The sequence below is a fragment of the Kitasatospora sp. NPDC059462 genome (genome assembly GCF_042749955.1).
Classification (GTDB): Bacteria; Actinomycetota; Actinomycetes; order Streptomycetales; family Streptomycetaceae; genus Kitasatospora.
Window position 1 is genome coordinate 32,329 of the sequence record NZ_JBHYUU010000050.1, and the last position, 12,892, is coordinate 45,220.

General features: G+C 70.1%; 7 protein-coding genes and 1 pseudogene. 5 read left to right on the forward strand and 3 right to left on the reverse strand.

Translation table 11 applies throughout. From position 1 onward, the window contains the following. The first annotated feature begins 50 nt into the window (after positions 1–50). Positions 51–1,997 carry a DUF4357 domain-containing protein gene (locus tag ACFXAM_RS15760; protein WP_380291436.1) on the forward strand — a complete coding sequence of 649 codons (1,947 nt, stop codon included), beginning with the start codon at positions 51–53 and terminating at the stop codon, positions 1,995–1,997. After that, positions 1,994–3,208 carry an McrC family protein gene (locus ACFXAM_RS15765; RefSeq protein ID WP_380291438.1) on the forward strand — a complete coding sequence of 405 codons (1,215 nt, stop codon included), beginning with the start codon at positions 1,994–1,996 and terminating at the stop codon, positions 3,206–3,208. Before ACFXAM_RS15760 ends, ACFXAM_RS15765 begins: the two co-directional genes overlap by 4 nt. 281 nt (positions 3,209–3,489) lie before the next feature. Here the strand turns inward: ACFXAM_RS15765 and ACFXAM_RS15770 are convergent, their stop codons facing one another. The 3 genes from ACFXAM_RS15770 to ACFXAM_RS15780 form a co-directional block, all read right to left on the reverse strand. Beyond that, positions 3,490–4,587 carry a three-Cys-motif partner protein TcmP gene (locus tag ACFXAM_RS15770; RefSeq protein ID WP_380291440.1) on the reverse strand — a complete coding sequence of 366 codons (1,098 nt, stop codon included), beginning with the start codon at positions 4,585–4,587 and terminating at the stop codon, positions 3,490–3,492. 90 nt (positions 4,588–4,677) lie between these two features. Next, positions 4,678–5,433 (reverse strand): DUF5131 family protein, encoded by a 756-nt coding sequence (locus tag ACFXAM_RS15775; protein WP_380291442.1) that lies wholly within the window; start codon positions 5,431–5,433, stop codon positions 4,678–4,680. A 244-nt stretch (positions 5,434–5,677) separates the two neighbouring features. Beyond that, a complete protein-coding gene (locus ACFXAM_RS15780; RefSeq protein WP_380291443.1) occupies positions 5,678–9,679 on the reverse strand; it encodes an AAA family ATPase in 4,002 nt (1,333 codons plus the stop codon). A gap of 276 nt (positions 9,680–9,955) precedes the next feature. Between ACFXAM_RS15780 and ACFXAM_RS15785 the strand changes: the two are divergent. The 3 genes and pseudogenes from ACFXAM_RS15785 to ACFXAM_RS15795 form a co-directional block, all read left to right on the forward strand. Beyond that, positions 9,956–10,396: pseudogene (locus ACFXAM_RS15785) on the forward strand (flavodoxin family protein); the annotation flags it as partial. 243 nt (positions 10,397–10,639) lie between these two features. Continuing rightward, positions 10,640–11,911 carry a family 2 encapsulin nanocompartment cargo protein terpene cyclase gene (locus ACFXAM_RS15790; RefSeq protein ID WP_380291445.1) on the forward strand — a complete coding sequence of 424 codons (1,272 nt, stop codon included), beginning with the start codon at positions 10,640–10,642 and terminating at the stop codon, positions 11,909–11,911. Between the two features lie 15 nt (positions 11,912–11,926). Beyond that, positions 11,927–12,808: a geranyl diphosphate 2-C-methyltransferase gene (locus ACFXAM_RS15795; protein WP_380291447.1), complete on the forward strand. Its 882-nt coding sequence runs from the start codon at positions 11,927–11,929 to the stop codon at positions 12,806–12,808. The last annotated feature ends 84 nt before the right edge of the window (positions 12,809–12,892 follow it).

Sequence of the window (12,892 nt, forward strand, 5' to 3'; positions counted from 1 at the left end):
TCGACTCTGAAGCTCCGTTCCCCCTGTACCCCATCGTTCGAGGAGCCGTCGTGGACAGCACCGCGTACCCCGAGTTCCTGCTGAGCCTGCCCGGTGGCACGCACGTCGCCCGTGGGCGGCTGCTGGCGGACCGCGGCAGCAACGGCAGTCAGAAGTTCGTGGTGCTTGCGGGTTCTCCGGCGCGGGCCGAGGTGGTGCCGTCGTTCCCGATCCGGATGCCGTCCTCGTTCCGCTTCCGCGAGGCACTGATCGCGGAGGGTGCGATCACCGACTCGGGCCGCTGGGCCGGGACGCTGGAGGTGGTGCGCGACGTCGAGTGCGGCTCGCCGTCCGCCGCCGCCGAGATCCTGGTGGGGCGCAGCGCCAACGGGTGGGCCGAGTGGAAGACCGCGGACGGGGCGCCGCTGTCCGATTTCATGCCGGGTGTCTGGGCGGGCCCCAACCGGGCCTGGTTGGTCCGCGGGTCCAAGGTGTCGGGCGTGGATGTCGTCCGTCGCCTCTGGCTCCCGGAGGGAAGGGTGAGCCTGTCGGCCGCGCGGCTGCGGTCCGGCGTGAAGCAGGGTGCGAGCAAACACGAACTGCGGTCGATGGTCGAGGAGGACTACGAGTCGACCGCGACCTACAACCAGCGGCTCGAACTCGCCGACGAGTTCCACGCGTTCCTGTCGCGGATGAAGCCGGGCGACACCGTGTGCACCATCTCCGACAACGAGCTGTACGTCGGAGAGATCACCGGCTCGGCCGAGCAGGTCGCCTCGGAGGACGGGAGGTCGAACCTGCGCCGACCGGTGGAGTGGCAGCCGGACGGCCACCCCTACGACGAACTGCCGGAAGGATTGCAGCAGAAGCTGTCGGCACAGCACGACGTGGTCGAGCTGACGTCCGTACAGGCCCTCATCGACGGGCTCGGCCTGACCGACGAGGACCTCGCCGCAGAAGCCGAAGCAGCCGACGTGGACCCCAGCGTCGAACTCCCCATCGTGACCGCCCGTCGCGAGCTGGAACTGCCCGATCTCACCAAGGAATTGGCCGATGACCTGCTGGTGCACGACGCCGCCTGGCTAGGGGAGCTGCGGGACCTGCTGTGGGACGAGCGGCAGCTGATCCTCTACGGGCCGCCCGGCACCGGCAAGACCTTCCTGGCCCTCAAGCTCGCCGAGTTCCTCGGCGGCGGCCCCGAGCAGGTCAAGCTCGTGCAGTTCCACCCCTCCTACGCCTACGAGGACTTCTTCGAGGGCTTCCGCCCCCAGGAGGACCGCGAGACCCGCGAGGTTGCGTTCCGGCTGACCGCCGGACCACTGCGGGAACTCGCGGACCTGGCCTCGCGCGAGGGCAACCAGCACATCCCGCACTTTCTGATCATCGACGAGATCAACCGCGCCAACCTGGCCAAGGTCTTCGGCGAGCTGTACTTCCTGCTGGAGTACCGCAACAAGTCCGTGCGGCTCACCTACTCGGGCGACAACTTCGCCCTGCCGTCGAACCTGTTCGTCATCGGCACCATGAACACCGCCGACCGCTCCATCGCCCTGGTGGACGCCGCGATGCGCCGCCGCTTCGCCTTCGTCGAGCTCTCCCCGCGGATAGAGCCCACCCGAGGCCTGCTGCGCCGCTGGCTCACCGCTCAGGACGCGCAGGACAGCGAGCCGGCGGACCTGCTCGACACCCTCAACGCCCGCATCGACGACCCGGACTTCCGCATCGGCCCCTCCTACCTGATGAAGAAGGGCGTCTACCGGACCGGCGGCCTGGACCGCACCTGGCGGACGAAGATCCTGCCTCTGCTGGAGGAGCACCATTACGGCGAGGGCATCGACATCGAGAAGCGCTACGGGCTTGGCGCCCTGCGCGCGACGATCGCCCGTGAGCGGCGAGCCGGGGCCGAGCGCTTCGCCGCGCAGCCGGGTGACCTCCAATGGTCGCCCGACCAGGGTGGCAGCCCCGGGAACGTCCCCGACGACGGTGGCGCCCCGACAGTCGGCGCCCCCGCCCGATGACCACCGTCGAGCTGGTCGAGCACGCCCGGCCCACCCCGTGGACGCTCGACACAGCCATAGGCCAGGCACTCGCCACATCCAAGATCGTCGATGCCGCACCCGACCCCTACACACCGGGGGTGTGGCTGCTGCGGGCGGGCAGCAAGGTCGGTGCGGTCACGGTTACCGCCCCCGGCGCCGACCCGGTGAGCGTCCAGATCACGCCGAAGGTGTCCATCGCCAGGCTGCTGTTCCTGCTCGGCTACGCCACCGACTCCAAGGGCTGGCGCAACGACACCGTGGACGTGCAGCAGTACGCGGACCTGCTGCCCGCGCTCGCCCACGCCTTCGAACGCCAGGTGGAACGCGCGCTGCGCCAGGGCCTGATCCAGGGCTACCGCACCATCGAGGACACCGCGCTGGTAGTCCGCGGCCGCATCCGCGAAGCCGACCAGATCCGCCGCCGCTTCGGCGCCGCGATCCCCGTGGAGCTGCGCTACGACGAGTTCACCGCCGACACTCCCGAAAACCAGATCCTGCGCGCCGCCGTCGAGCGCCTGCTGCGCTTGCCCGGCGTGCCGCCCCTGGTGAGCCGCCGCCTGCTGCACCACAAGGCCCGTCTGGCCGACGTCTCCCCGCTGGTGCGCGGCGTCCCACTGCCCGCTTGGCGGGCAACCCGGCTGAACGCGCGCTACCACCAGGCCCTGCATCTGGCCCGGGCGGTGCTGCGCGACAGCTCCGTCGAGCACCGTGCGGGTGACCTGCGCATCAGCTGCTTCCTGTTCGACATGAACCGCCTCTTCGAAGACTTCGTCACCGTCGCCCTGCGCGAGGCCCTGACCTCCCGGCACCCCGGAGGCCGTACCGTGCTGCAGGCACGTCACCACCTCGACGAGGCGAACACCATCCGGATCCGGCCCGACCTGGTCCTCTACGGTCCAGACGACCTCCCGCGCGCGGTCGTCGACGCCAAGTACAAGGCCGAGAAGCCCGACGGCTTTCCCGAGGCCGACCTGTACCAGATGCTCGCCTACTGCACAGCTCTCGGCCTCGGCGAGGGCCACCTCGTCTACGCCAAGGGAAACGCCCCGCACGCCGTGCACCAGGTGCGGGGCAGCGGCATCGTGCTGCACCAGTACGCCCTCGACCTCGACCAGCCGCCGACCGCACTGCTCGCCGAGGTGGCCGACCTCGCCGACGCCGTCTCCGCCGTTGCCGGTTCGTCCCTATGATCTGCAAGATCATCCCGGCGGACCAAGGAGCATCGCCGTGCCGCGACTTGCCTTCGAGCGCACCTTCTGGGAAACCTTGTGGGTCTCGCTGGTCAGCGGCTGGACCGGCGACACCCTCTTGCCGCCGGACTGTGCCGCGGCGCCCGCAAGCCGGCCGCCGCCCACGCCCGAGCGGCTGATGCAGAGGTGCGCCGCCGGTGGATCCCGGCCAGGTACCTCCGCATCGACACTTCTGCAGTTGCCCATCGACTCGCACGTCGGTCGCAGTGCCTTATTCGGACTCAGAACAGGGCGCCCTGAGGGGCGGCGGTGACGGTAGTCGTTCCGATGATCCGGCCAGGGGAGGCCGTGAGTTGCTGCTCGTCCCGCATGCGCTTGAGTAGGGGTATCACCTGGGTGGGCCGGTAGACGGTCTCCAGCAAGGTGTACCTCTTGAGCTGATCGACGGACAGGGGCGCCGGAGCGGTGCGGAGGTGTTCGAGCAGGATGCGGCGCAGCGGGCCGGTGTCCGGTTCGAGCTCCAGATCGAGGGCCTGCTGGTGGGGATCCTTGGGGTCGCGGTAGCGGACACCTGAGGTGCTGTCCACGGCCCACATGGCCTCCTTCATCTTCTCGACGCCTCGCTCGTGGCGGGTGCCGAAGATCAGGTAGAGGAGGCGGCGACCTTCGTCGATCATCTCGAAGACCAACGTGTGGTGGAAACCGGCTTGTTGGAGCGACGCACGGTACTGGTCGCGCAGGTAGGCGGCCTTGGCGCTGGACGGCTGCTGGAAGACGCCGTGCCAGTCGGAGCCGCCGAAGAAGGCATCGCCGGTGGCGCGGTGCTGCTCGTTCTTCTCTGCGAACCGGAAGAGGAAGGAGGGCTGGAAGGTGACCATCACCTCGTTGCTGTGGTGAGCGTCGGCTAGCCGCCGCAGAAGGTCGAACGGCACCTCCGGGCCGCCGAAGCCGTCGAGCAGGACGAACATCGGCCGACGCATGCTGTCCGTGCGGGCCAGTCCTTCCAGGAGGACGGGGTGGCAGCTGCCCTGACCGATTCGGACATCCAGCCGTCCTGACCGCAGCCGGCTGGAACGCGCGGCGGCTGCGATGCGCTGCTCCAACTCCGCGTTGCGCCGGAGGTCTTCTTCCACCAGCACCATCCGCACCCGGCCCGGTCTGTCCTGGAGGGCGCTGGCGAGCACGTGGTAGGCGACGATTGGCGAGCCCTGTTCGCCGCCCCGGTAGACGCCGGGGCCCGCGAACCCCTCGGCGTAGACGACGGTGTCGTTGTACCGGAGCATGATCGGGGCCCATGCCTGGAGGTAGCGGCGCAGCAGGGCGTGCTTCGCTGCGGTGTGCGGGTCGCGGTCCCAGGTGACGTCCTTCGGTACCGACATGTGTCTCCCCGATGAGGTCTGCTGTTGCTACCGAGGGGAGGATCACACAATCATCACGCGCTGAACAGGGTGCGTACACGGCTCACGGCGTCACCCAACGGCGGCGCGGTGGCGCTCGGGCATGTCGTCCCAGGTGCGTCCCTGGAGGTCGCGTCCACCGGCCTTCGGATTACGTCCACCCCACTGCTTGAAGAAGAACGGCACGCCCGCCGCCGCGCAGGCGTCGCGGATCTCCAGTACCCACCGCGGGTCCATCGGCCGATGCCCGGGCCCGGACTCGCCGCCCGCGATCACCCAGCCGATCCCGGCGAGTTCCAGCCCCGGCAGCGGTCCGAGCAGCGGCTCCAGCGAGAGGAAACGCACGGCTGCGGGAACCCCGCGCAAGTCGTTGACGCGCCCGAGGTGCCCGGCGCCCTCCACGGACACCCCCATCCAGAGGTTGGCTGGCCAGTCGAGCCGCTCTGCGACCCGGCGCAGCCGCACCGAACGCTTCGTCAACACCTGGTACGTGTGCTGCGGCGTCTCGGCAATCACCGCGAAGACATCCCGCACGAAGGACAACGGCACCTTGGCGTGGAACAGGTCGCTCATCGAGTTCACGAACACCATCCGCGAACTGCGCCACCGCCGGGGCACCTCCAGCGCGTCCCGGTGGACCGTCAGCCCGAACCCGGGCCCCGACGTTCGAGGATCACCGTCCGCCTGGTACTTCGCGGCTCCCATCGCCTTCAACCGCCTTGCCAGGACCAGGGCGTAGCAGTTGTCGCACCCGGCGGAGACCCGGTCGCAACCGGTGGTCGGATTCCACGTCGCCTCCGTCCACTCGATGCTGCTGCGATCACTCACTGCTCGCTCCTCGCCCCAGACGCGCGCTCGCTGCGGCACTGGCCGCACGGCACTGCTTACCATCCTCCGCAGACACCGCGATGTCGAACCGTTCGACGTCAGCAGCAGAACCCGTCCGTCTGGAGACGAAACACGCTCTCGGGGAATCCTTCGACGTTCAACGCTGGTGGTTCGACGATCCGGTGCGGGTACCCGACGGCAGAGCGCCGCCGCCGGGTACCCGTGTCACTGGCCGATCGGCGGCTCAACCGTCGGCGCCGCCGACGGAGGAGCGTCCCGGGCCCCGCCAACCGGTGGCCGCGGGCCAGAGGACGGAGACATCGAGAACCTGCTCGATGAGATCGGGGATCCACGGCTCGTCGGGCGGCGACGTCAGGACGACGTGGAACTGTTCGGGAACCCCGTCGACCACCTGCCCGATCTCCCGCACACGGACCGCGCCGGACCGCACGGCGTGGTACGAGGAATGGCCGACCGGAAGGACCTCGTAAACGATCGGCCCCCGTTCTCCGGGGCGGACGACATCGACGATCGACGAGTCCTGCGGTTTGTGGCCTGCCTCGAAGAGAGCAGCCATGAGCTGGTGACGCACCGCCTCGTGCCGTAGGCACGTCCGGTCCGACTCGGCCGCGGCCGCGAGCTCGGATGTCAGGGCGGTGACCGGCGAAGACACGGCGGACACGGCCGGGGACTCCCCGCCTGTCAGTCCCGCCAGGGCGGCGGCCGCCCGGTCGTGCCAACCGCTGCTCCGTAGGACTTCGCCGAGCTGCTCCAGCCTGGTGGCGTCAGTCGACCGTACGGCCTCCGGGAGATTGCGGGAGAGGTCCCTCAGCACCGCCAGATCGGTTGAGGACGGGGACCCGAGGAGCTGCCAGACAGGGAGCCAGTCGGCCTGGTCGCGGCGGAGGCAGCAGTTCACCAGCTCGTCGAGGCCCGAGTTGCCCGTCTCCGGCAGCTCCACCGGGATGCCCTCGCCGAGGGCGGTCAGGACCGCGAGCGCGGCTCGGTACAGTTCGGCCGACCGGTCGGAGATCGCCTGGCGTCCGAAGTCGTTGGCCGACACCAAGTGCACGCCGGAGCGGTGCTGCACGACCCAGACGTCCAGTTCCTGCCCGGTCTCGGGCGCTCGGTCACCGGACCTCAGCCGCAGGAGGTACCGCCGCTGCGGATCTTCCAGTACCGGGGTGACTCTCCAATGGAGCTGATCGCCATGGGCAAGGGCACGTACTCGCAGTTCGGTGCCGGGTGCGAGTTCGTCGGCCCCTTCCAGACCGGCCGCTGCCAGGATCTCCGCGTCCAGCGGGGTGGGGCTGCGGACGAAGAGCACCGAACTGCCGTCAGGTGAGAGGTTCCAGGTCTGTGAGGCGCCGAGAACGAGGTGGTTGCCCCGTGGTTGTGTCTCGATGTGGCCGCTGGCCAGGTCCCTCGCAAGTGTGGTGCGGAGCCGGCCGAGGAAACCGGGGTCGGCCGGATCGGCCCGGTCCGAGGTGAGGCCGGCGTACGCGGCTCGCGTCTCCGCGCCCACCAGGATCTCTTCGACCCCAAGGGCGCGCACGGTCGCCGTGTCCTGGAGCGCAGGACCGCGCTGGGCAGCGGCGAGCCCGGAGGACCTGTACCGGGACGGGACCCCGGCCAGGTACTGCGCCGGGCTCCGTTCGCCGTGTACGCTCCGGTAGCCGGTCACGGTTGTCCCATCGTGGCTCAGGACGAACCGGTAGCCGCTGAGGTCGACGAGTCGGTAACCGTCCGATTGCTGCGCCTGGCGCCCGTCGGTCAGGAACGTGGCGATCACGCCGCGGATCTCGGCCTCGGCCTCCTGGTCACTGCCGCGGTGCGCGGTGACGAAAGCCCGTACGGCGGCCCTGGTCACCCGGAGCCTGCGGAGGAAGGCGTCCGACGCCTCCAACACGGCTCCGAGGTCGGCGTCGACGGGCACCCTGGGCAGGTAGCGGGTCGGAGGCCGGTCCGGTACCGCGCCCATCCGGAAACCGCTGCAGGAACTGTCACGACACCAGCCGTCGGCGTTCTCCGTGGGGAGCTTGCAGCGCTCGCCGTCCAGGTGGAAGCGCGAGCAGACACGGCCCACCGCCGGATCGGACGGGGGCTTCGGGGTGGGGTCGGCCGGTTCGACGGAGGGCAGCATGACCGCGGGGAGGGGCGAGGCGTGCAACACCGTCAGTGTCTGCGTGCTTCGGGTCAGGGCCACGTACAGCTGACGCGGACCCTCAGCACCGCGGGCGGTGATGATCGCAGGCTCCAGGACGAGGACGTGGTCGAATTCCATGCCCTTCGCCTCGCCCGCAGTCAGGACAGTCACCGCCTCCCGGACCTCGTCGGTCATCGCCTCCGCAGCGTCGACCAGGAGCTGTACCTGCCGGAGCCAGTCCGAATCGTCGGGGACGATCAAGGCGATCGAGCGCTGGATGTGACCGTCCGATCCGGCCAGCCGTGCCGCGTGCTCGACCGCCTCGGTGAGGAGTTGCCACGGCGGCGTCTCCACAATCCGCACGGGCCCCCCGTTCGCCCTCTTCACCGCGGCCGGGAACGGAACGGACGGAGCCACCGCCCGGGCCAGGGGCGCGACGAACTCCATGATCTGCGCGGGCACCCGGTAGCTGGTGGTGAGTTCTTCGAGGTGCCAGCCGCCCTGGCCCGCCAGGATCCGGCCGATCCGCTCCCAACTCGGGTAGCCGTGTGCTCCGGTGGCCTGTGCGAGGTCGCCGAGTACCGTCATCGACCCCTTCGGGTTGCGCCGTCGCAGCGACCGGGCCTGCATGGGAGTCAGGTCCTGGGCCTCGTCCACGACGATGTGCGGGTAACTCGGCGGTGTCTCCCCTGAGATGAGGGTCCGCAGTTCCTCGAGGCACACCAGGTCGTCGAGGGTCCACACCTCGTCCTCGGCACGCTCGGCGGCCGGGCGGGACAGCAACCCCTGCTCAGCCGCGTCGAGCACGTCGGCCGCGCACTCGGCCAGCCTGCTGGACGAGTTCAGCAGGCTGCGCAGGGCCTCCTCCGGGCTCAGGGGAGGCCACACGCGTTCGACGAGCCCGGCGACCTGGCGATGGCGCTCGACGCTCTTCCGAATGGTCCGGTCGTGGGCACGCTGCGGGAAACCCTGCTTCAGCGCGGCCAGCAGGAGGTCGACCAGGAGGTCACGGAAGTGGTCACGGCGGGCTCTGTAGTGGCCCGGTCTGCTGCGGGCGGCCTCGAAGGCGCGGCGGACCTCGGACACCGGAACTCTCAGCGGCGCGCTGCCCAGGACAATGGTGAACATCGGTTCGTCCTGCGCGTCGGCAGCGGCAGTGACGGCTGCATCGATGGCGTCCGGCCGGCAGTTGCCGTCGACCCGGAGCCGCAGTACCACCGCCATGCGCTCGTCCGACTTGACCCGCCGCACCGGCGGGTCGTCCTCGCCTCGAACAGTCCCCTCCCAGAGCAGGGGGAGTTCGACCGCGGTGACGTTGCGCGAGCCCAGCGTGGGGAGAACTCTGCCGACGTACTCCAGGAACCTCCGGTGCGGGCCCACCACCAGGATGTCCTGCGCCTGGAAGCGCTTGTTGTCGACGAGCCAGGTGACCCGGTGCAGACCGACAGCGGACTTTCCGGTGCCCGGACCGCCCTGGACGATCAGGACGTCCGTGGACGGGCTGGCCACCAGGGCCATCTGGTCGGGCTGGATGGTTTCGACGATGTCGCGCATGCGGTTGCGGCGGGCGCGGTCGAGGTCGCGGAGCAGCAGGTCGTCCACGGCAGGCTGCCGAGCCCCGGCGGTGGGGCCGAACACGTCCACGGGGGAGGGTACGCCGATCCCCGCACCGACGGCGGCCGTGACCGGTGGAGCTATCTCGTCGCGGTAGTCCCGGAGCGTCCGCCCGTCGCAGTCCAGACGTCGACGCAACCGGACTTCTCCTGGGGCGTTCGGCGTGGCCAGGCGCCAGGCGGTGGCGAGCTCGTTCGTCCAGGATATGACGACGGTGTCGCGGGTCTCCGCGTCGTGCACCGTCCGCCGCCCGAGGTAGAAGACCTCCTCCTCGCCGGTCTTGTCCGACTGGGTGTCCACCCTCATCGTGACGAGGTTTTCGCCCTCCAGGCGGAACTCCTCCGCCCTGGCCAAGGACTCTGCCCGGGTCGCGATGCCGTCCTTCCCGGTGGCCGCGGCTCGGGCCGAGGAGTTGCCGGACAGTTCTGCGAGCTTCGCTTCGTAACAGGCGTACGCGCGATCGACCGCTCGTTGTTCGGTGGCCATGACGGCCGACCTCGGTGACGTGCCCATGTGCTTCCCTCCCGCGGGGCCGCACTGAGCGGCCACCCGCCTGCAGCCCCGACCTGCTTATCAGAGGGTCCTTGCGGGTCGAGTACGGAAAGCCACATTCGTTGCGCAAGCGTAGAGTTCGGAGCCCTCCGTGCCGTTGCAGGCTGGGCGAAGCAGCGGGGCATTGTGTCGTGTCGTGGTGCGAAAGTGCGGCACGGTTGTTGACGGGGGGATCACGCTCCAGGTCAGCTATGGTGCCAGAGTGTTCCGCCGGTCTGGCTCGGGGACAACTCGTCCGTGATGAAGCGGGTCGTCGAGCGGCTGTACGCCTGCTCGTCGATCCTCAACGAGCGCGGCCAGTACGCGTACTACGGGCGGGTCGGCGGGTGTCTGATCACCGGCAACGAGGACGGCGCCAAGCACTGCGCGATGAACGTGCTCTACAGCCTCCAGCACCTCGGCTACACCGTCCCGCCGCAGGCGGACGCCGGCTGGGTGGGGGAGGCGGGGCCGGGGCCGTCGTACCTGGACGCCGGGTCGGGCGGGCCGCAGAACGACTTCACCAACCGCAACACGACGTTCATGACCTGGAACCTGCTCCACCTGGCCCGGATCCTCAAGGACGCGGGCGGGATCCCGGCGTACGGGAACCAGCGGTCGGAGTGGGACGCGGGGTGCCGGTTCGATTTCGAGAATCCCGAGCACCGCTGAGCGAGGGCGGGTGTGACGGTCCGTCGGTACCGGAACGACCCGTGACGCGCGGCCCCGGCGCCCCGGCGGGGCCGCTTCGGCGTGCCCGGTGGTCCGAACCGATCATCAGATGCGCCATTTCAAACGCGACTGATGTGAACGTTCACCCTTTCGAGTGCACAGGATCATGCGAAGCGGTCCAGATCGTTCCGCCCCGCCTACGGTTGGGCAGCAGCGAGACGGGGCCGCCCGCGACGAGCGGAGATGCCCCCTCTTTCCGGGACGGAGGCGACGGCCGACGGCCCGTCATGTCGTGCCCCCCTTCGCAGAGGAAGGTTCTCCCATGCCCGTGGCCACGAGCGTCGAGACACCGCAGGCTCCCCGGCAGCACCCGCACCCCGGCCGGCGCACGGCGGTGCGGTCATGAGCGGGACGGCCCTGGAGCAGCTCCTCCGCGGGCCGAGCGGGATCGGCACGGCGGCACTGAACCTGGCGCTCCGTCAGGTCGCGGCGGTGGAGACGGCGGAGACCGGGCCGCCCTCGGGCAAGCCGGCGTCCGGCGACCCCGTGCCCGGCCTGTACTTCCACCCGGTGCCCGAGCCGGACGCCGCGCGGGTGGCGGAGGTGAACCGCCGCATCAAGCTGTGGGCCGACGAGATCGAGCTCTACCCGCCGGACTGGGAGGAGCAGTTCGACGGCTTCTCGGTGAGCCGCTACATGGTCGCCTGCCACCCGGACGCCCCGAGCGTCGACCACGTCATGCTCGCCACCCGGCTGATGGTCGCGGAGAACGCCGTCGACGACTGCTACTGCGAGGACCTCGGCGGCTCGCCGGTCGGCCTCGGCAGCCGGCTGCTGCTCGCCCACACCGCCCTGGACCCGCTGCACACCACCGCGGAGTACCACGGCGGCTGGCAGGAGTCGCTGGCCTCGGACCCGCCCCGGCGGGCGTACCGCTCGGCCATGGAGCACTTCGCCCGGGCCGCCACCGCCTCCCAGGCGGACCGCTTCCGGCACGACATGGCGCGCCTGCACCTCGGGTACCTCGCCGAGGCCGCCTGGGACCAGGACGACCACCACGTCCCGGAGGTGTGGGAGTACCTGGCGATGCGGCAGTTCAACAACTTCCGCCCGTGCCCGACCATCACCGACACCGTCGGCGGCTACGAGCTGCCCGCCGACCTGCACGCCCGGCCGGCCATGCAGCGGGTCATCGCGCTCGCCTCCAACGCCACCACCATCGTCAACGACCTGTACTCGTACACCAAGGAGCTGGCGAGCCCGGGGCGGCACCTCAACCTCCCGGTGGTGATCTCCGAGCGCGAGGGCGTCGACGACCGCGAGGGCTACCTGAAGGCCGTCGAGGTGCACAACGAACTGATGCACGCCTTCGAGGCGGAGGCCGCGGCGCTGGCCGCCGCCACGCCCGTCCCGGTGGTGGTGCGCTTCCTGCGCGGGGTCGCCGCCTGGGTCGACGGCAACCACTACTGGCACCGGACCAATACCTACCGCTACAGCCTGCCCGATTTCTGGTAACCAAGGAGCTGAACCGTGTCCGTCACCGACACCACCCCCGTGAACCGCACCGCCGTCCCCGGACCGGCCACTCCCTACCAGGGCGACATCGCCCGCTACTGGGACCATGAGGCCCGGCCGGTGAACCTGCGCCTCGGCGACGTGGACGGCCTCTACCACCACCACTACGGCATCGGCGAGGTCGACCTGGCGGCGCTCGGCGACCCGGAGGACAGCGAGCGCGAGAAGAAGCTCGTCTCCGAGCTGCACCGGCTGGAGTCCGCGCAGACCGACGTCCTGCTCGACAGCCTCGGCGACATCCGCCCCGAGCACACCCTGGTCGACGCGGGCTGCGGCCGCGGCGGCTCCATGGTGATGGCCCACCAGCGGTTCGGCTGCAAGGTCGAGGGCGTGACCCTGTCGGCCAAGCAGGCCGAGTTCGGCAACCGGCGGGCCAAGGAGCTCGGCATCGACGACTCGGTGCACGCCCAGGTCTGCAACATGCTCGACATGCCGTTCGGCAACGGCACCGTCCGGGCCTCCTGGAACAACGAGTCCAGCATGTACGTGGACCTGCACGACCTGTTCGCCGAGCATTCCCGGATCCTGTCGGTCGGCGGCCGCTACGTGACCATCACCGGCTGCTGGAACCCGATCTACGGCCAGCCGTCGAAGTGGGTCTCGCAGATCAACGCCCACTTCGAGTGCAACATCCACTCCCGCCGCGAGTACCTGCGCGCGATGGCCGACAACCGCCTCGTCCCGAACGCCGTCGTCGACCTGACCGCCGCCACCCTCCCGTACTGGGAGCTGCGGGCCACCGTGCCGTCCCTGGTGACGGGCATCGAGGAGGCGTTCATCAACTCCTACAAGGACGGTTCCTTCCAGTACCTGCTGATCGCGGCCGACCGGGTCTGACCCCGCGGCGCCGCACGGCGCGGACCCGGCCCGGCCGAACGGGGCGGGGCCGGGTCCGCCGCGCGTCGCGGCACCCCCCCGGGC

What these genes read in the sequence shown, in the direction of transcription:
- ACFXAM_RS15765 (WP_380291438.1), top strand. Translation starts at nt 1,994, where the DNA reads ATGACCACCGTCGAGCTGGTCGAGCACGCCCGGCCCACCCCGTGGACG.
- ACFXAM_RS15770 (WP_380291440.1), bottom strand. Translation starts at nt 4,587, where the DNA reads ATGTCGGTACCGAAGGACGTCACCTGGGACCGCGACCCGCACACCGCA.
- ACFXAM_RS15780 (WP_380291443.1), bottom strand. Translation starts at nt 9,679, where the DNA reads ATGGCCACCGAACAACGAGCGGTCGATCGCGCGTACGCCTGTTACGAA.
- ACFXAM_RS15790 (WP_380291445.1), top strand. Translation starts at nt 10,640, where the DNA reads ATGCCCCCTCTTTCCGGGACGGAGGCGACGGCCGACGGCCCGTCATGT.